Raw genomic sequence first — 16,901 nt, forward strand, 5'->3', positions numbered from 1 at the left:
TATGGGCCCTCACGTGCTTGCTGACGTGAAGCTCCGCAGCGCCTCGAGGAGTAGTTCCGGGCTCTCCAGTTGTGGCAGGTGGCCGGTCTGCGCGAGTAGCTCGAAGCGAGCGCCCGGTACGGCGGCCGCGTACGCCCGGCCGTAGTCGGGATCGACGATCCGATCGGCGTCACCCCAGATCACGAGGGTCGGTACGGCGATGCCGCGCAGCCGCTCGCGAAGACCGGGGTCGGTCATCTTCTCGGCGTACACGGCCAGCGTCGCGCGGTTGCCCGCGAGCATCGCCTGAGCCTCCGGCGGAAGGGCGGTCGGATCGATCTGGAACCGCGCCGGGTCGTGGTAGCTGAGCTGGGCGATCTCGGGGAACGTGAGGTTGAAGAAGTCCGCGACCGGGTGGCCGGGCACCTCGATCCCGACCGCGTCGACCAGGACGAGTGCGTTCACCCGCGGCGAACCGAGCAGCGCCAGCTCAGCCGCGATCCACCCGCCGATCGAGTTCCCGACCACAGTCACCCCGGTGAGATCCAGTTCGTCGAGCAGGCCGACGTACTCCCGAGCCAACCCTGCGATCGTGGTCAGGTCCTCCGGCCGCGTCGTCCCACCGAACCCGGGATGCGTCGGTACGACGACGCGCACGCCGAGCGCCTCGGCCAGTCGCGCGCCGAACGGCTCGACGGTCTGCGGCCCACCGCCGCCATGGAGAAGCAGGACAGGACGGCCGGCGCCGTACTCGATGATCTTCATATAAGGAACCTTAGATCAATGTCCTTATATAAACAACCTGGTAAGATTCGCTGCGTGGAGACCACGGTTCAGGACGTCGGCATCGCTGTGAAGCGCCTCCAGTGGCGGCACCACACCGAGATGAGCAAGCGCCTGGCGCCCCTCGGCATCTCCCTCCCGCAATGGGATGTCCTCCGCCGCCTCCACGAGCACCCCGAGGCGTCCCTCCATGACCTGGCTCAACTGACCTTCCAGACCGACCAGTCCATGGGCTCCCTGGCCACCCGGATGGTCGCCCGCGGCCTGATCGAACGCGTCGAAGGCCCAGGCCGCGCCGTCCGCCACCGCCTGACCCCCGAAGGCGACCTGCTCCGCAAACAAGGTGCCACCTTCGTGGAGTCCGCCCTAGCCGACTCAGTCGGCACCCTGACCCCCGCCGAACGCACCACCCTCCTGAAACTCCTCACCAAAGCCGGCGCCTAACGCGGCTCGAAGTAGCTCCAGCTCCCACCACGATCCGAGCTGATGCCGACTCGCGTTTGGCCTCCGCGGAGGTCGAGGGCGTAGGTCAGCTGGTTCGTGGTTGCCAGCCCGGCCGACTCCCCAGGTCCGAAACCGAGCTGCTGGGAGCGGTTGCCGGTGATGCGGTAGCGCGCGACGCCGGTATCGCCGGCCGCCGGACCGAACATGATGACGGTGCCGTCGTCGTACGCGATGGGGCCGCCTCTGCTTTCGGCCGGCCGCTCGGTCACGACAGTCCAGGTCTTCCCGGCGTCGGTGGAGACCTTCATCGTCGCGAGCGCCTGCGGGTTGCTTTCATCGACGGTGGAGGTTGCGACGACTGTCTTTCCGTTCGGGCTCACCGACAGGTCGGCGGCGTCGTGGTCGGGATCGAGCGGTGCCTGCTGCCAGGTCTTCCCGCGGTCTTCCGACCACAGGATGTTGCTCCGGATCCCGCCGCTCAGGAGCCACCATCGACCGGTGTTGTCGCGAGTCAGGCCGCGGGCCAACGACGCGTCCACCTCCGTGGGGAAGGTGAGGTCGCGCATCGTCGACGTCTTCGGGTTGATGACCGAGATGGTGCCCCACTCGTCGGTGAGGATCTCGTCGTCCTGGAAGGTCTGCGACGCAGCGACATGTCTCAGGCGGGTCCGTACGACGCCCCTCTCGGTAAGCCGGATCAGCGCGCCGTCCGACCAGTTTTCGGTCGTGCCCTGGGTGGGCGGGGACGCGAGCATCGGTTCGTCGCGGGACCGCAGGAGCATGTACATCTGCGACTGGACCGGGGCGAAGGCGACTCGCCCGTGCAGGCCCAGTACGGCGGTGAACTCGCACTCAGCGCCCTGTGACGGGCAATGGGACCAGCTCGCGGCCCAGCGAGTCGGTGACGTCAGCACCGTGGAGTTGAGCCTCGCAGTGGAGTCGTAGGCGAACGCCTGCCCCTTCTTGTCCGATCCCGGGGCGGTCGGCGCGGGAGTCCTTGTCGGCTCCGGAGTGATCGGGGCGTCGTTCGAGTGCGGGTTGACTGTCGTGACCAGAAGTATGGCGGCGACGACTGTGGAGATCGCGGCGGCAACGGATACCCGACGGCGGTTGCGGCGGTGGACTGCCTTGCGGGCAAGGGTTTCGAAGGCGGGAGCATCGACCGCGCTCTGGACGGTGAAGGCCAGGTCTTTGAGGTCAGACATGGTCGACCTCCTCTTCGGCGAAGGTGCTGAGCAGGGGTGCCAGGCGGGCTCGGCCTCGGGTCAGGCGGGCTTTGACGGTGCCTTCGGGGATGCCTAGCTGGGCGGCGATCTCGCGGACGGAGAGGTCGACGATGTGATGCAGGGTGATGGCTTCACGTTGGTCCCACGGCAGTCGGCGGAGGGCGTCGACGAGGGCGACGTGGTCGGGGGTGAGGCCGGGGACCGAGTCTGGTGGTGGGCCGGTGCGGCTGATGATGCGGTGGAACGTGCTGTTGCGGCGGAAGCGGCTGCGGGCGACGTTCAGGGCGACCATGCGGAGCCACGCTTCGGGGTTGTCGACGTGGGCGAAGCGCTGGGGTTTCTCGATCGCCCGGACGAAGGCTTCCTGGACGGCGTCCTCGGCCTCGCTCAGGCTTCCGCACAGCCCGTACAGCTGCCCGACCAGGCGGCGGTAGCAGCCGTCGTACACCTCGCGCAGGCTTTCCATCGCGACCCCCAGTCAGCACCCAGCCTCTGCCCGCACGACTCTTGGCGGGTAGGAGCCGGTTGCTGAATGTGTGCTAGATCACATTCGGCGGAATGAGAGCATTCGCCGTATGTGGCTCGACGTACGGCGGCAGTTGGTCGAGAACCGGTATCAGCTGGCCGTGGAAGCGGCGGGTGAGTTTCCGGCGGAACGCCGAGTCGCGGGTACGCCATTGCTGGCGCCGGCGTCCTGGATTCCGGCCGAGCCCATCCCACTGACCTCGGTGCGGCTCGAGTTCGATCCGGACGCGGTCTTCTCCGGAGTGACGGGACTTGAACCCGCTGCTCAGGAGTCCTTGCCGCCCGGCTACAGCTCGTACGCGGAGGCGATTCGCGGCCTGGCGGCGCCGGCGGTCTTCGAGGACCGGCCCACCTATCGGTTGATCTCGGCGGATCTGGCTGGAGCGGATCCGGTACTGCGCTTCGGTCGCGGTACCTACTTCGACAGCATCAACACGGGGGAGGCGGCCGCTCACGAGTACGCCGCCGGGGTCGGTGGTTTGCGGGCCGCCATCGGGGAACCGTGGAACCTGTCCCGGCGACCGACCAACGTCGCGATCAGCACACTGACCCTTCGCGCCGAAGCCGGCGAGTCAACCTTCTTCGTCCATTGGCGTGATCCGAAGAAGGTCGGCCACGCGGGCGGTCTCTACCAAGTCGTCCCCGTCGGCATCTTCCAGCCGAGCGCAGCGGCCGCCTGGAACGAGCAGCACGACTTCTCCCTCTGGCGGAACATCGTCCGCGAACTGGCCGAGGAGCTACTAGGCGAGTCCGAGGACTACGGAAGCGACGCCGCCCCGATCGAGTACGACGATTGGCCGTTCGCGGCCCGTCTCGAGGCCGGCCTGGCAGACGGCTCGGTGCGGGCGCACTGCGTCGGGCTCGGCGTCGACCCACTCACCTTCGCAACAGACCTGCTCACCGTCGTGTCGATCGATGCACCCCTCTTCGATGACCTGTTCGCCAACCTGGTCGAACGAAACGACGAAGGTCGAGTCCTGGCCCCACAACTCTTCACCCCCGAGGTCGTCGGCAACTTCGTCCACCACCAACCCATGCAAGCAGCCGGCGCCGCCCTCCTACACCTAGCCCAAACCCACCACCTCGCCTAGCCGCGGTACCCCTCCCATTCACCTCAACAGCCGGACCCAGGGCACTCCACAATTGCTCCCGGCGGCACCCGCCACGCCTGGGCACACCCCGCCAACGACAATTGATGAGCTGTCTGGGTCCGCGATCGTCCGCTCCGGCGCGCACAAAGGAACAGCCTCTGACCGCGCAGGGCGGGCAGAGGCTGGTGAACCGATGGTCAGACTCGGCGGAAGATGAGGGCTCGTTTTACTTCTTGGATGGCCTTCGTGACTTCGATGCCTCGGGGGCAGGCGTCGGTGCAGTTGAAGGTGGTTCGGCAGCGCCAGACGCCTTCTTTGTCGTTCAGGATTTCGAGGCGCTGTTCGGTGCCTTCGTCGCGGCTGTCGAAGATGAAGCGGTGGGCGCCGACGATGGCTTGGGGGCCGAAGTACTGGCCGTCGGACCAGAAGACGGGGCAGGACGTGGTGCAGGCGGCGCAGAGGATGCACTTGGTGGTGTCGTCGAAGCGGTCGCGGTCGGCCTGCGACTGGATGCGTTCGCGGGTCGGCTCGTGGCCGCTGGTGACGAGGAAGGGCATCACCGAGCGGTAGGCGTCGAAGAAGGGTTCCATGTCGACGACGAGGTCCTTGAGCACCGGGAGGCCCTTGATGGGCTCGACGGTGATCTCCTTCTCCGGCGACAGGTCCTTGATGAGCGTCTTGCAGGCAAGGCGGTTGCGACCGTTGATGCGCATCGCGTCGGAGCCGCAGACGCCGTGGGCGCAGGACCGGCGGAAGGTGAGCGTCCCGTCCTGTTCCCATTTGATCTTGTGCAGTGCGTCGAGGACCCGGTCGGTCGGCTGCAAGGTGACGGCGTACGTCTTCCACTCCGCCTCGTCGACGACCTCGGGGTTGTACCGGAGGATCTTGACCTTGACGTCCATCAGTACTTCCGCTCCATCGGCTTGTAGCGGGTCTGGATCACCGGCTTGTAGTCCAAACGGATATTGACGTTGCCCTCGGCATCGAGTTCGCGGTACGCCATGGTGTGCCGCATGAAGTTCACGTCGTCGCGCTTGTCGTAGTCCTCGCGGAAGTGACCGCCGCGAGATTCCTTACGAGCAAGGGCAGACACGACCAGTACTTCGGCCAGGTCGATCAGGAAGCCGAGTTCGACGGCCTCGAGCAGGTCGGTGTTGAACCGTTTCCCCTTGTCCTGCACGGATACCTGGGCGAAGCGCTCCTTCAGCGACTCGATGTCCACGAGCGCCTGCTTCAGCGAACCCTCGGTCCGGTACACCTGTGCGTTCAGGTCCATCGTCGCCTGCAGGTCGTTGCGGATCGCCGCCACCCGCTCCGAACCGGAAGCGTTCCGCATGCCCTCGATCAGGTCGACCACGAACGCCTCAGGCTCGGCCGGCAGCTCCTCGAAGGCAGCCGTCGCCGCGTACTCCGCAGCCGCGATACCCGCCCGCCGACCGAACACGTTGATGTCGAGCAGCGAGTTCGTGCCAAGGCGGTTCGCGCCATGCACGGACACACACGCGACCTCACCCGCGGCGTACAGACCGGGGATCACGTCGTCGTTGTTGGCCAGCGCCTCGCCCTTGATGTTGGTCGGGATGCCGCCCATCGCGTAGTGCGCGGTCGGGAAGACCGGGATCTGCTCGGTATACGGCTCCACACCGAGATACGTCCGGGCGAACTCCGTGATATCCGGCAGCTTCGCGTCGATATGCGCCGGCTCGAGGTGCGTCAGGTCGAGCATGACGTACGCCTTGTCGGGCCCACAACCACGGCCTTCGCGCACCTCGTTCGCCATCGCGCGCGCCACCATGTCACGCGGCGCGAGGTCCTTCACGGTCGGTGCGTACCGCTCCATGAAGCGCTCGTTGTCCGCGTTGCGCAGGATGCCGCCCTCACCACGAGCAGCCTCCGACAGCAGTACGCCGAGACCCGCGAGACCGGTCGGGTGGAACTGGAAGAACTCCATGTCCTCCAGCGGCAGCCCCTTGCGCCACACGATCCCCATGCCGTCGCCGGTCAACGTGTGCGCGTTGGACGTCGTACGGAAGACCTTGCCGAAGCCGCCGGAGGCGAACACGATCGACTTGGCGCTGAAGATGTGCAGCTCGCCGGTGGCCAACTCATAGGCGACGACACCGGTCGCGCGGCCGCCGACCATCAGCAGGTCGAGAACGTAGAACTCGTTGAAGAACTCGACGTTCTGCTTGATGCACTGCTGGTACAGCGTCTGCAGGATCATGTGACCGGTACGGTCCGCGGCGAAACAGGAACGCCGCACGACGGCCTCGCCGTGGTTGCGGGTGTGTCCGCCGAAGAACCGCTGGTCGATCTTGCCCTCGGCGGTCCGGTTGAACGGCAGGCCCATCTTCTCCAGGTCGAGGACCGCGTCGACGGCCTCGCGGCACATCACCTCGGCCGCGTCCTGGTCGACCAGGAAGTCACCACCCTTGACCGTGTCGAAGGTGTGCCACTCCCAGTTGTCCTCCTCGACGTTGGCCAGTGCGGCGCACATGCCGCCCTGGGCCGCGCCGGTGTGCGACCGGGTCGGGTAGAGCTTGGTGAGCACCGCGGTCCGGGTCCGCTTGCTGGACTCCAGGGCCGCGCGCATACCGGCCCCACCGGCGCCGACGATGACCACGTCGTACTGATGCCGCTGCATCTGAGAACTGTCCTTACTTGCAGACCGACAGCGTGCTGCTGGGGTCGAGGCAGGGATCGAAGGTGAAGATGACCAGGGTGCCGAGGACGACGATCACGATCGACGCCGTGACCAGCAGTGCCTTCAGCCAGAACCGTGTCTGGTCCTTCTCGGCGTAGTCGTTGATGATCGTGCGCATCCCGTTGGTGCCGTGCAGCATGGCCAGCCACAGCATCAGCAGGTCCCAGACCTGCCAGAGCGGGTTGGCCCACTTGCCGGCCACGAAGGCGAAGTCGAGGGCGGTGATGCCGCCGCCGAGCATCAGGTTCACGAACAGGTGGCCGAGCACCAGTACGACGAGGGCCAGGCCGGACAGGCGCATGAACAGCCAGCTGTACAGCTCGAAGTTCGTCTGACCGGACCGGTTCCGGCCGCCGCCCTTCAGCGAACGGGCGCGGGTGCTGGACCGCGGGGCCGCGATCTCGCTCATCTCAGCCTCCGAAGACGTGGGTGAGGTGCCGGATCACGAACGGCACGAAGAGCACGACCCAGACCACGCCGACGCCGATCATCAGCTTGCGCTGGTTGCGCGGGCCCTGGGCCCAGAAGTCGACCAGGATCAGCCGGATGCCGTTGAACGCGTGGAACAGGATGGCCCCGACCAGGCCGACCTCCATCAGGCCGACGATCGGGTTCTTGTAGGTGCCGATGACCTCGTTGTAGGCCTCCGGCGACACCCGGACCAGAGCGGTGTCGAGTACGTGCACGAGCAGGAAGAAGAAGATTCCCACGCCGGTGATCCGGTGCGCGACCCATGACCACATGCCCTCCCGGCCACGGTAGAGCGTGCCGGCTGGTTTGCTGGGCAAACCGATCCTCCGATCGGATCTCGGAAAAGAGAGCCGGTGCGGCTGCCGCGATTCGGCTCGGCCCGGCGAAAACCCGGCCGGGTTCGATGGTAGTCCTGCTGCCGTGGCGCTTTTGTCCTGACAGGTGTGACATCGCTCTCCCGCGTGTCGGAGCCTGCCCTTAATTGGCCCCGCAACCAGGGTCGGCAGTGGCCCTCGACCGGTGACCCCCACTGTGTTCTTGACTTCAACTGAGCTTTAACCGCGAGAGTCCGGTCAAAAGACGATGGAGGGGAGATCACGGTGAGTTTCTGGATCTGTGCAACCTGTGCGGTCGAGCACTCCGAGCAGGTCGAGGTGTGTGCGATCTGCGCCGACGAGCGGCAGTGGGTACCGGCCGACGGTCAGCACTGGACGACGCTGGAGGAGCTGGCCGCCGCAGGGACGTCGGTGGTCGTCGAGCCGGTCGAGCCCGGCCTGTACGGCGTCACGTCGAAGCCGCCGGTGGGAATCGGCCAGCAGTCGATGCTGGTCACCACGTCCGAGGGCAACCTGCTGTGGGACCCGATCGGCTATCTGGACGACGACGCCGTACGGCGGATCCGGGAGCTCGGCGACGTGGTCGGGATCGTTGCCAGCCACCCCCATATGTACGGCGTCCAGGTCGAGTGGAGCCACCGCCTCGGCAACGTACCGGTGTATGTCTCCGAGGCGGATGCCCACTGGGTCGCCCGCCAGGACGCGGTGATCCAGACCTGGAAGGGCGTGCTGAATCCGTTGCCAGGCGTCACATTGATCCAGCCTGGCGGTCATTTCCCGGGGAGCGCGGTCGTGCACTGGGCGGATGGTGCCGAGGGCAAGGGTGTGGTCCTGTCCGGCGACACGATCTTCGCGAACCCCGACCGCACCTCGGTCAGCTTCATGCGCAGTTACCCCAACCGCATCCCGCTGTCCGGTGCAGTCGTCGACCGCGTGGCTCGCGCCCTAGACCCGTACGACTACGACCGCCTCTACAACAACTTCGGCTCGGTAATCCCCGTCGACGCCAAGGCCGTCGTACGGCGTTCTGCCGATCGCCACATGGCCTGGACCCGCGGCGACTACGACCACCTGACCTGAAGGCTCAGGCCGCCAGGCGGGACTGGGCCAGGCGGGTGTGGAGGGCGAGCATGTGGCGGATGCAGGTGTCCCAGTCGTAGAGCTCGGCCCGGCGACGGGCCGCGGCTCGGCGGTTGGGGACCTTGGCCAGCTGGAGTACGGCGTCGGCCAGGGCGACCGGGTTGGCCTGGCCCCAGCGACCGCAGGTCTCGTCGACCAGCTCGCGGGCGCCACCCGTGTTGGCCGTGACCACCGGCGTACCGGCGGCGAGAGCCTCCAGTACGGCGAGGCCGAACGTCTCGCCCGGGCAGACCGACAGCGCGATGTCCGCCTCGGCCAGATGCCTGGCGAGGGTACGGCGGCCGTCGACGTACCCGTGGAACGTGATCGGCGCCGAGCCGGCGATCTCGAGCAGTTCGTCGAGATGCGGACCGGTGCCGTAGACGTCCATCTGCAGCTTGACGCCGCGGCGGTGCAGCTCGGCGGCGGTGGCGACCGCGAGGTGCGGGCTCTTCTCGCGGGACAGCCGCCCGGCGTGGACGAGCTTCAGTACGCCGTCATCGGCCGGCTTGCCGAGTGACGGGTGGAAGGTGTCCAGGTCGACCCCGAGTGGGATCCGGACCAGGGGCGTGGTCACGTCGTCGAACTCGGCCGCCGCGTATCGCGACGTCACCACGACCGCGTCGTACGTGCGGCTGAGGATCTTGTAGAGCGCGGCCACGGTAGCGACCACGTGCAGCTGGCTGGCCTTCACACCTTCGGCGCGGCGCTGCACGCTCTCACCGGTCCAGCGGCTGGTGTAGGTGGTGACCTCGCCGAGCATCCGGCCCGGGCGCAGTACGTCGTGACCGCCGAGCTGACCAGGTCGCGCGGCACCGAGCGCGAGCATCGCGTCCAGGCGTTCGTGGCTGAACAAGACCGTGCCGATGTCGTTCTTTCGGGCCCAGCGCGCGACCGGGAGCAGCGTCGACTTGTCGGAGATCTCGACCGTCGTCGGCTGGAACTTCTTCAGTACGTCGATCACGTTCCACGGCGTGGTGATCAGCCGATAGCCGCCACTCACCTTCGGCGCCTTCACCCGGACGACCGTGCCGTAGTCGGTCTCGATGATCGCGTCCCGCTCGCCCGGGGTGATGACGATCCGGTCCGCGCCGGCATCGACGTACCCCTGACCGATGTGCTCGATGGCGGTCCGCATGCCGCCGGAGGTCGGTCCGACGAAGTTCGCCAGCTGAGCGATTCGAAGGCTCCCCATGCTCAAGCCACCTGCCGTACGGCGGCGGCTTCGCGGAGGACTTGCGCATAGTGCCGGTCGACCAGGTCGTCGACCACCGCCGGCCAGGTACGGGACTGGACTCGCTCGAGACCGCTGGCCGCCATCCGGGCGCGGGCCTCGGGGTGGTCGAGGAGGGTCTTGACGGCGTCGCGGAGTGATCCGGTCTGACCAGGTTCGAAGAGCAGACCGTTGACGCCGGGGTGGATCAGGTCCAGCGGACCGCCTGCGGCCGGGCCGACGGTGGCGACACCAGAGGCCTGTGCCTCCTGGATCGTCTGGCAGAAGGTCTCGTGCTCACCGGTGTGCACGAACACGTCCAGCCCAGCGAAGATCGCGGCCAGGTCCGCACCCCGGCGCATTCCGAGAAAGGTTGCCTGCGGCAACGCATGTTCCAGCGCGGCGCGGTCCGGGCCGTCGCCGACGATCACGATCCGGCAGTCCAGATCGGTCAGCTCGGCGAGTCGCCGAACCTTCTTCTCGGCTGCGAGGCGACCGACGTACCCGACGATCGGTTTGCCGTCCGGCGAGATCTCGCGCCGCCAGCTCTCATCACGGTGCTGCGGATCGAACAGGTCGAGGTTCACACCGCGTCCCCAGTGATAGACCCGCGGTACGCCGCCCTGCACGAGCGCCTCGACCGATGCTGTCGATGGCGCGAGAGTGCGGTCGGCGCGCGAATGCGTCCGCCGTACCCAGCGCCAGATGCCACGATCCGCCGCGGCGAACCACGGGTACTGCCGAGCGAAACCGGCGATATCGGTCTGGAAGATCGCCACCGTCGGCAACCCCAGCCGGCGCGCGGCGCGCAGCCCATAGGCCCCGATGATGAACGGCGAAGCCAGGTGCACCAGATCAGGCTTGAACTCAGCCATCGCCCGCTCGATCGACGGATCCGGCAGCCCGACCGGAAACTCCTTGTACCCAGGCGTCCGGAAGCTCCGCGCCCGGATCACCTGTACGTCGCCATAGCTGTCCGGGCCCGGTCCGGGCGCGATGATGAGCAGCTCGTGCCCGCGGGCCCGAAGCCGGTCGGCGACATGGCGAGCCGTGTTCGCCACGCCATTGATCTGCGGCAGGAAGGTCTCGGCAACCATCACGATTCGCACGTTTGCAGGTTCCCGACCGCGCATGAACCCTCGGCGACACTCTCGTAACACGTTGTGGATTCCCTGTCGACGCCTTCAAGGCCGCTTGATGTCTCCCCGGTGACGAGCGAGCGGCTCCTGGTTGCTCACACGCGAACTCCGGGGACCAGCAGGGTCAGCTGTCCGGGGTGAGCAGACTCACGGACGGGAAGTAGCTGCTGTAGCGGCCAGTGTCCCGGGTCAGCAGCCGGTAGCCGGCCACTGCGGCATGTGCGCCGATGTAGAAGTCGGCCAGCGGGGATCTGCGGGACCCGCCTCGCCGGCGATAGGCGACGTACGCCTTGCCGGCCAGGAAGCCTGCCTCGAACGGCAGCGGTTCACGCCGGATCCCGCTCTCGTCGAGAGTCTCGTCCAGCTCCTCGATCGATGCGAAGTCCACCGACACTTCGGCGTACACGATCGCGTTGATGACCAGGGGCCCGTCGTCGGCCGCCTGGGCGAGCGCGTCCTCCGACCAGTCGGCCCACTGGGGATCGTTGGTGGTCAGATCGAGGATCACGTTGGCGTCGACCAGCGTGGTCGGACGCCGGACGACGCTGAGCTCAGTCCTCGCCACGCAGCAGATCCATGATCTCGTCGGTGCTCATCCCACTGGAGCCGCGTCCGCGCAGGCGGCTCGCGATCTGCCGGCCGTGGGAGCGATTGTGCTCGGCTCTGCTCATCACCACGAGGTTGTCGCGGATGGCGAACTCGACCTCGTCGCCCTCATGCAGACCGAGGTGCTCGCGGACGTCGGTGGGGATCGTCACCTGGCCCTTGGCTCTGAGCTTCATCGAGGCTCCTTCACGGTAGGAATCCAACCAGTAGGAATCCTACCAGCAGGTGACTCCGGCGTGCCCGATCTCACCCGGGTGGTGCATACCAGTGGAGGGGTGGTTCCGCCTACGGTGGGAAGATGAGTCATCGCAGTGAGTCCGGATTCGAGTTCGCGCCGGTGTACGACGCGGGCGCGCTGGACGGGTTCGAGCCGGCCGAGAAACTGGGGGAGCCGGGGAAGTTCCCGTTCACCCGTGGGGTCTACCCGACGATGTACACGCAGCGGCCGTGGACGATGCGCCAGTACGCCGGGTTCGGCACGGCCGCGGAGTCGAACCAGCGGTACCACCAGCTGATCGACGCCGGGACGATGGGGTTGTCGGTCGCCTTCGACCTGCCGACCCAGATGGGGTACGACTCCGACGCCCCGATCGCGTCCGGCGAGGTCGGCAAGGTCGGCGTGGCGATCGACTCGATCGACGACATGCGAGTGCTGTTCGACCGGATCCCGCTGGACCAGGTGTCCACCTCGATGACGATCAACGCGCCGGGATCGGTGCTCCTGCTGCTGTACCAACTCGTCGCGGAGGAGCAGGGGGTCGCCGGTGACAAACTCACCGGGACGATCCAGAACGACGTACTGAAGGAATACATCGCGCGCGGAACCTACATCTATCCGCCGAAGGAGTCGCTGCGGCTGATCAGCGACATCTTCGCGTACTGCAAGGCGGAACTGCCGCGCTGGAACACGATCTCGATCTCCGGCTATCACATGGCCGAGGCCGGGGCGACGCCTGCGCAGGAGATCGCGTTCACGCTGGCCGACGGGATCGAGTACGTCCGGGCCGCGGTCGCGTCCGGGCTGGATGTCGACGAGTTCGCACCGCGGTTGTCGTTCTTCTTCGTCGCTCGTACGACGTTGCTCGAAGAGGTCGCGAAGTTCCGCGCCGCGCGGCGGATCTGGGCGCGCGTGATGCGGGACGAGTTCGGCGCGAAGAACCCGAAGTCGCAGATGCTGCGGTTCCACACCCAGACCGCCGGCGTGCAGCTGACCGCGCAGCAGCCCGAAGTGAACCTCGTCCGAGTCGCCGTGCAGGGGCTGGCCGCCGTACTGGGTGGAACGCAGTCGCTGCACACCAACTCGTACGACGAAGCGATCGCCCTCCCGACCGAGAAGGCCGCCCGGCTGGCGCTGCGCACGCAGCAGGTCCTTGCCTACGAAACCGATATCACCGCGACCGTGGATCCCTTCGCCGGCTCGTATGTCGTCGAGGCGCTGACCGACAAGGTCGAAGCCGAAGCCGTCGAGCTGATGAACCAGGTCGAGGAGTACGGCGGTGCGGTCGCCGCGATCGAGAAGGGTTTCCAGAAACACGAGATCGAGCAGTCGGCGTACCGCATCTCCCTGGAGATCGACGCGGCCGAGCGCGTGGTCGTCGGCATGAACAAGTTCAAGATCACCGACGAAGAACCCTACGAACCCCTCCGCGTAGACCCCGCCATCGAAGCCCAGCAGGTGGCCCGCCTAGCCACCCTCCGCACCGAACGCGACCAGACCGAGGTAGACGAGGCGCTAGCCGACCTCAAGAAAGCCGCCGAAGGCAGCGACAACTGCCTCTACCCCATGAAACGAGCCCTCAAAGCCCGAGCCACCGTAGGCGAAGTCTGCAACACCCTCCGCGAAGTCTGGGGCATCTACACCCCCGCCGACACCTTCTGAAGAGGAAAGAGGAAGAGGTCCAAAGGACACCGCTACGCGGCGGCAGTCCTTTGCGCCTTCGGCGAGGCGCGCAACCCGCCGCGCCACCTGAGACCGCCGGCGCGGTGCAGGCATGTGCGGACACGCACCACCCACTAACTCCTCCGAATGCCCGCCAACTGAGTTCCGCCATGCGTGAGACCGCGATCGCGGCAAGGGTTGGTGGGTGATGGGAGTCCGCGGACGGCACAACCAGCGAGCGCACCCGCCACCCGTCTGCTGCCGGCCGGCGTCGCGGCTGCAAGCATGTGCCCCTCACTGGGCCCTGCGAATGAGGGTCGGCAAGAGCTAACTGCCGGAATGCTCCTGCTCTGCGTCATCGGTCATGAACCGATCGAGGACCGGCGCTCGCCGTTCCTGCGCAAGTTGCCAGCGGAGGGCCGCGTTGACCCATGCGCTCACACTTGGCGCGCGACCCGCAGATACCGCAGTCCGAGCAGCGTCGGCCACGGTCCGGTCGACAGTCACCGACAACTTCTCCTTGCCAGGCATGCCTCCATCCTCCCGCACCCGGACACCCGGGCCATCACAATTGCGTTCTGGATGGTCGCTTACGCGTTGAGCTTGGCACGGCGTGCAGTTGTGATGGGCCGCAGGTCCGGACCCGCCAGTATCGGCAGCCTCGGTGCTCGCGGTGAGCCGGACCTGTGCCACTCACCAACTCCTTCCGACGCCAGTTATCGGCCGCCGCTTGAGCGTGAGGGAGTTGGTGCCGCGGTACTTGGTGAGTGTTGGCGGTCCGCACCCGCCGCCGCGGAGCGGGGGTCTGTTCAGTCGAGGAGGGCGGCGGAGGTCAACAGCGTGGTGGCTAGGGAGATTGACTCTTCGGAGGGGTCGAAGGTGGGGGTGTGGAGGTCGCCGGTGGTGTCGAGGGTGGGTGGGCGGACTCCTAGGCGGGCCATGGCGCCGGGGACGTGTTCCAGGTACCAGGCGAAGTCTTCGCCGCCCAACGACTGGTCGGTGGGGCTGATGGCGCCGGTGCCTAGGGTTTGCTGGGTGGCGTTGCGGAGGGTTTCGATGGCGGTGGGGTCGTTCATGACTGGGGGGACGCCGTGGGTTACTTCGGTGTCTACCTGGATGCCGTAGGGGGCGACTAGTTGGTTCGCCAAGGCTGGGATGAGGTCGGCGGCTTGGCGCCAGGCGTTGACGTCCAGGCAGCGGAGGGTGCCTTCGGCTTCGCCTCGGGAGGGGATGGCGTTGGCGGCGGAGCCGGAGGTGATGCGGCCCCAGACGAGGGACATGCCGGCGCGGGGATCGACTCGGCGGGACAGGGCCGCGGGGAGTTCGGTGACGAGGGTGGCCAGGGCGTAGACGAGGTCGCCGGTGAGGTGGGGGCGGGAGGTGTGGCCGCCGGGGCCGCTCAGGCGGACGAGGATGCGGTCGGCGGCTGCGGTCAGGGCGCCGACACGCAGGCCGATCTGGCCTACCTGCAGGCGGGGGTCGCAGTGGACGCCATAGATACGCCGTACGCCGTCCAACCCACCCGCCGCGATCACGCCGAGTGCACCACCGGGCATGACCTCTTCGGCCGGCTGGAAGATGAGGCGGACCCGGCGGTCCAACACGCCGTCGCGGGCCATCCCGGCGAGAACCAGCCCGGCACCGACCAGGCCGGCGGTGTGGATGTCGTGACCGCAGGCGTGCGCCACTCCGTCGATCGTCGACCGCCAAGGCGCCTCGACGCCGTCGGGGACCGGGAGCGCATCGATGTCCGCGCGCAGCGCCACACAGGAGTCACCGGAACCGATGTCGCAGATGAGTCCGGTCCCGGTCGGCAGCACGCGGGGTGACAGGCCGGCGTCCTTGAGGATGAGCTCCAGGATGTCGGTGGTCCGGACTTCGTGCCAGCCGAGCTCGGGGTGGGCGTGCAGGTCCCGGCGCAGCTCGACTGTGGTCTCGCGGACTTCCTCGACCCGGGCAAGGACATCCGCGACCAGCAGGTGATGACTCATGCCCGCGATTGTGACACGAGGCCTGAATCGTTCACTCTCCGTTACGGCGCCGGGCGGTCGGTGATCGTGCCGCAGGAGTTGCGGAAATGTGACGAAAGTGCCGGTCACTTTCCGGTATCGAGGTCATCTTGGCGTTCTAACTAACACTGGCCGCCCCTATAGTCTGCGGATGGCACGCAGGGGCAGGCGTGCGGGCAAACGATCTGGTACGACGAAGGAGACGTCCGGTGAAGAAGTTTGTGCGGGGAACCGCGATCGTGGGCGTACTGACGCTCGCTGTCGCAGCTTGTGGTAGCAAGCCGACGGAAAGCGGCAGCACCGGAGGGACCGACAACAAGGCCTTCAAGGCCTGCATGGTCTCCGACTCCGGCGGTTTCGACGACAAGTCGTTCAACCAGACGTCGTACAAGGGTCTGCAGGACGCGGTCAAGGCCAAGGGCCTCAGCGAGGTCAAGGCGGAGTCGAAGTCGGACAACGACTACCCGACCAACATGACCGCGATGGTCACCGCGAAGTGCAACGTGATCGTCGCCGTGGGCTTCAAGCTCGAGGACGCCACCGACAAGGCGGCGACCGACAACCCCGGGATCAAGTTCGCGATCGTCGACTCGGCCCCGGCCAAGCCGATCGCCAACGTGAAGCCGCTCGGCTTCAACACCGCGCAGTCCAGCTTCCAGGCCGGTTACCTGGCCGCGGCGCTGTCCAAGTCCGGCAAGGTCGGCACCTTCGGCGGCGTCAAGATCCCGCCGGTGACGATCTTCATGGACGGCTTCGCCGAGGGCGTGGCGTACTACAACAAGCAGAAGTCGAAGAACGTCACCCTGCTCGGCTGGGACGAGGCCAAGCAGGAGGGCCTGTTCACCGGTGACTTCGAGGACAAGGCGAAGGGCCAGAACAACGCCCAGAACCTGATCACCCAGGGCGCCGACATCATCTTCCCGGTCGCCGGCCCGTCGGGTCTGGGCGGTCTGCAGGCGGCCAAGGCCAGCAACGGCAAGGTCAACGCGATCTGGGTCGACACCGACGGCTGCGAGTCCGCCGCGGAGTACTGCTCGGTGCTGATCACCAGCGTCAAGAAGGGGATGGACGTCGCCGTCCAGGACGCGATCGTCTCCGTCGTCGACAACAAGTTCGACAACAAGCAGTTCATCGGCACGCTGGAGAACGGCGGTACGTCGCTGGCTCCGTTCCACGAGTTCGACAGCAAGGTCCCGGCCGAGCTGAAGACCGAGCTGGACCAGATCAAGACCGACATCATCGGCGGCAAGATCACCATCACGTCCCAGGCGCAGCCGAAGGCGTCCTGATCACCGCGTAACACGCGTGCGAGCCAGGAAGGCAGACCGCAACAGGTCAAGCCTTCCTGGCTCTCGGTCTGAGAGGGGAGACTGCCTCA

18 protein-coding genes are annotated in these 16,901 nt (G+C 66.9%); 5 read left to right on the forward strand and 13 right to left on the reverse strand.

Translation table 11 applies throughout. From position 1 onward, the window contains the following. Positions 1-9: 9 nt before the first annotated feature. Positions 10-744, reverse strand: a complete 735-nt coding sequence (locus ABD231_RS25275) for an alpha/beta fold hydrolase (RefSeq protein WP_344156843.1) — start codon at positions 742-744, stop codon at positions 10-12. Positions 745-798: 54 nt separating this feature from the next. On the opposite strand from ABD231_RS25275, the gene ABD231_RS25280 reads away from it, so the two are divergent. Beyond that, positions 799-1,206, forward strand: coding sequence for a MarR family winged helix-turn-helix transcriptional regulator (locus ABD231_RS25280; RefSeq protein WP_344156846.1), 408 nt, complete (start codon positions 799-801; stop codon positions 1,204-1,206). Here ABD231_RS25280 and ABD231_RS25285 read toward each other — a convergent pair. Both ABD231_RS25285 and ABD231_RS25290 read right to left on the reverse strand, forming a co-directional pair. Next, complete coding sequence (locus ABD231_RS25285) at positions 1,203-2,411, reverse strand: WD40/YVTN/BNR-like repeat-containing protein (protein WP_344156849.1); 1,209 nt, start codon at positions 2,409-2,411, stop codon at positions 1,203-1,205. The two genes, ABD231_RS25280 and ABD231_RS25285, sit on opposite strands and share 4 nt — an antisense overlap. Further along, positions 2,404-2,898, reverse strand: a complete 495-nt coding sequence (locus ABD231_RS25290) for an RNA polymerase sigma factor (protein ID WP_344156851.1) — start codon at positions 2,896-2,898, stop codon at positions 2,404-2,406. The genes ABD231_RS25285 and ABD231_RS25290 overlap by 8 nt, the downstream gene beginning before the upstream one ends. Positions 2,899-3,007: 109 nt before the next feature. On the opposite strand from ABD231_RS25290, the gene ABD231_RS25295 reads away from it, so the two are divergent. Continuing rightward, a complete protein-coding gene (locus ABD231_RS25295; protein WP_344156854.1) occupies positions 3,008-4,048 on the forward strand; it encodes a hypothetical protein in 1,041 nt (346 codons plus the stop codon). 197 nt (positions 4,049-4,245) lie between these two features. Here the strand turns inward: ABD231_RS25295 and ABD231_RS25300 are convergent, their stop codons facing one another. From ABD231_RS25300 to sdhC, 4 genes are read right to left on the reverse strand one after another with little or no spacing between them, the layout of a single operon-like run. Continuing rightward, positions 4,246-4,950: a succinate dehydrogenase iron-sulfur subunit gene (locus ABD231_RS25300; RefSeq protein ID WP_344156856.1), complete on the reverse strand. Its 705-nt coding sequence runs from the start codon at positions 4,948-4,950 to the stop codon at positions 4,246-4,248. Then, a complete protein-coding gene (gene sdhA / locus ABD231_RS25305; RefSeq protein ID WP_344156859.1) occupies positions 4,950-6,692 on the reverse strand; it encodes a succinate dehydrogenase flavoprotein subunit in 1,743 nt (580 codons plus the stop codon). Before sdhA ends, ABD231_RS25300 begins: the two co-directional genes overlap by 1 nt. A 13-nt stretch (positions 6,693-6,705) precedes the next feature. After that, positions 6,706-7,161, reverse strand: a complete 456-nt coding sequence (locus ABD231_RS25310) for a succinate dehydrogenase hydrophobic membrane anchor subunit (protein ID WP_344156862.1) — start codon at positions 7,159-7,161, stop codon at positions 6,706-6,708. 1 nt (position 7,162) lies between these two features. After that, complete coding sequence (gene sdhC, locus ABD231_RS25315) at positions 7,163-7,540, reverse strand: succinate dehydrogenase, cytochrome b556 subunit (protein WP_344156864.1); 378 nt, start codon at positions 7,538-7,540, stop codon at positions 7,163-7,165. A 282-nt stretch (positions 7,541-7,822) separates the two neighbouring features. On the opposite strand from sdhC, the gene ABD231_RS25320 reads away from it, so the two are divergent. Further along, the gene (locus ABD231_RS25320; RefSeq protein ID WP_344156866.1) at positions 7,823-8,638 is read left to right on the forward strand and encodes an MBL fold metallo-hydrolase; all 816 of its coding nucleotides are present in this window, start codon (positions 7,823-7,825) and stop codon (positions 8,636-8,638) included. A gap of 4 nt (positions 8,639-8,642) precedes the next feature. Here the strand turns inward: ABD231_RS25320 and ABD231_RS25325 are convergent, their stop codons facing one another. The 4 genes from ABD231_RS25325 to ABD231_RS25340 form a co-directional block, all read right to left on the reverse strand. After that, on the reverse strand, positions 8,643-9,872 hold the full coding sequence (locus ABD231_RS25325; RefSeq protein ID WP_344156867.1) for a glycosyltransferase: 1,230 nt from the start codon (positions 9,870-9,872) through the stop codon (positions 8,643-8,645). 2 nt (positions 9,873-9,874) lie between these two features. Beyond that, on the reverse strand, positions 9,875-10,999 hold the full coding sequence (locus tag ABD231_RS25330) for a glycosyltransferase family 4 protein (protein WP_344156869.1): 1,125 nt from the start codon (positions 10,997-10,999) through the stop codon (positions 9,875-9,877). A 154-nt stretch (positions 11,000-11,153) separates the two neighbouring features. After that, positions 11,154-11,594 carry a type II toxin-antitoxin system VapC family toxin gene (locus ABD231_RS25335; protein ID WP_344156871.1) on the reverse strand — a complete coding sequence of 147 codons (441 nt, stop codon included), beginning with the start codon at positions 11,592-11,594 and terminating at the stop codon, positions 11,154-11,156. Further along, positions 11,581-11,811: an AbrB/MazE/SpoVT family DNA-binding domain-containing protein gene (locus ABD231_RS25340; RefSeq protein WP_344156873.1), complete on the reverse strand. Its 231-nt coding sequence runs from the start codon at positions 11,809-11,811 to the stop codon at positions 11,581-11,583. Before ABD231_RS25340 ends, ABD231_RS25335 begins: the two co-directional genes overlap by 14 nt. A 122-nt stretch (positions 11,812-11,933) precedes the next feature. On the opposite strand from ABD231_RS25340, the gene ABD231_RS25345 reads away from it, so the two are divergent. Next, positions 11,934-13,514 (forward strand): acyl-CoA mutase large subunit family protein, encoded by a 1,581-nt coding sequence (locus ABD231_RS25345; RefSeq protein WP_344156876.1) that lies wholly within the window; start codon positions 11,934-11,936, stop codon positions 13,512-13,514. 327 nt (positions 13,515-13,841) lie between these two features. On the opposite strand, the gene ABD231_RS25350 is transcribed toward ABD231_RS25345, so the two are convergent. Both ABD231_RS25350 and ABD231_RS25355 read right to left on the reverse strand, forming a co-directional pair. Next, positions 13,842-14,045, reverse strand: coding sequence for a hypothetical protein (locus ABD231_RS25350; RefSeq protein ID WP_344156879.1), 204 nt, complete (start codon positions 14,043-14,045; stop codon positions 13,842-13,844). A 278-nt stretch (positions 14,046-14,323) separates the two neighbouring features. Further along, positions 14,324-15,505, reverse strand: coding sequence for an amidohydrolase (locus ABD231_RS25355; RefSeq protein ID WP_344156882.1), 1,182 nt, complete (start codon positions 15,503-15,505; stop codon positions 14,324-14,326). 227 nt (positions 15,506-15,732) lie between these two features. Here ABD231_RS25355 and ABD231_RS25360 point away from each other — a divergent pair, with 227 nt between their 5' ends. After that, positions 15,733-16,812 carry a BMP family lipoprotein gene (locus tag ABD231_RS25360; RefSeq protein WP_344156885.1) on the forward strand — a complete coding sequence of 360 codons (1,080 nt, stop codon included), beginning with the start codon at positions 15,733-15,735 and terminating at the stop codon, positions 16,810-16,812. The last annotated feature ends 89 nt before the right edge of the window (positions 16,813-16,901 follow it).

This window comes from Kribbella yunnanensis (assembly GCF_039529655.1).
In the GTDB taxonomy this organism is placed as follows: domain Bacteria; phylum Actinomycetota; class Actinomycetes; order Propionibacteriales; family Kribbellaceae; genus Kribbella; species Kribbella yunnanensis.

What these genes read in the sequence shown, in the direction of transcription:
- ABD231_RS25310 (WP_344156862.1), bottom strand. Translation starts at nt 7,161, where the DNA reads ATGAGCGAGATCGCGGCCCCGCGGTCCAGCACCCGCGCCCGTTCGCTG.
- ABD231_RS25340 (WP_344156873.1), bottom strand. Translation starts at nt 11,811, where the DNA reads ATGAAGCTCAGAGCCAAGGGCCAGGTGACGATCCCCACCGACGTCCGC.
- ABD231_RS25275 (WP_344156843.1), bottom strand. Translation starts at nt 744, where the DNA reads ATGAAGATCATCGAGTACGGCGCCGGCCGTCCTGTCCTGCTTCTCCAT.
- sdhA (WP_344156859.1), bottom strand. Translation starts at nt 6,692, where the DNA reads ATGCAGCGGCATCAGTACGACGTGGTCATCGTCGGCGCCGGTGGGGCC.
- ABD231_RS25325 (WP_344156867.1), bottom strand. Translation starts at nt 9,872, where the DNA reads ATGGGGAGCCTTCGAATCGCTCAGCTGGCGAACTTCGTCGGACCGACC.
- ABD231_RS25300 (WP_344156856.1), bottom strand. Translation starts at nt 4,950, where the DNA reads ATGGACGTCAAGGTCAAGATCCTCCGGTACAACCCCGAGGTCGTCGAC.
- ABD231_RS25290 (WP_344156851.1), bottom strand. Translation starts at nt 2,898, where the DNA reads ATGGAAAGCCTGCGCGAGGTGTACGACGGCTGCTACCGCCGCCTGGTC.
- ABD231_RS25355 (WP_344156882.1), bottom strand. Translation starts at nt 15,505, where the DNA reads ATGAGTCATCACCTGCTGGTCGCGGATGTCCTTGCCCGGGTCGAGGAA.
- ABD231_RS25350 (WP_344156879.1), bottom strand. Translation starts at nt 14,045, where the DNA reads ATGCCTGGCAAGGAGAAGTTGTCGGTGACTGTCGACCGGACCGTGGCC.
- ABD231_RS25345 (WP_344156876.1), top strand. Translation starts at nt 11,934, where the DNA reads ATGAGTCATCGCAGTGAGTCCGGATTCGAGTTCGCGCCGGTGTACGAC.
- ABD231_RS25295 (WP_344156854.1), top strand. Translation starts at nt 3,008, where the DNA reads ATGTGGCTCGACGTACGGCGGCAGTTGGTCGAGAACCGGTATCAGCTG.
- ABD231_RS25285 (WP_344156849.1), bottom strand. Translation starts at nt 2,411, where the DNA reads ATGTCTGACCTCAAAGACCTGGCCTTCACCGTCCAGAGCGCGGTCGAT.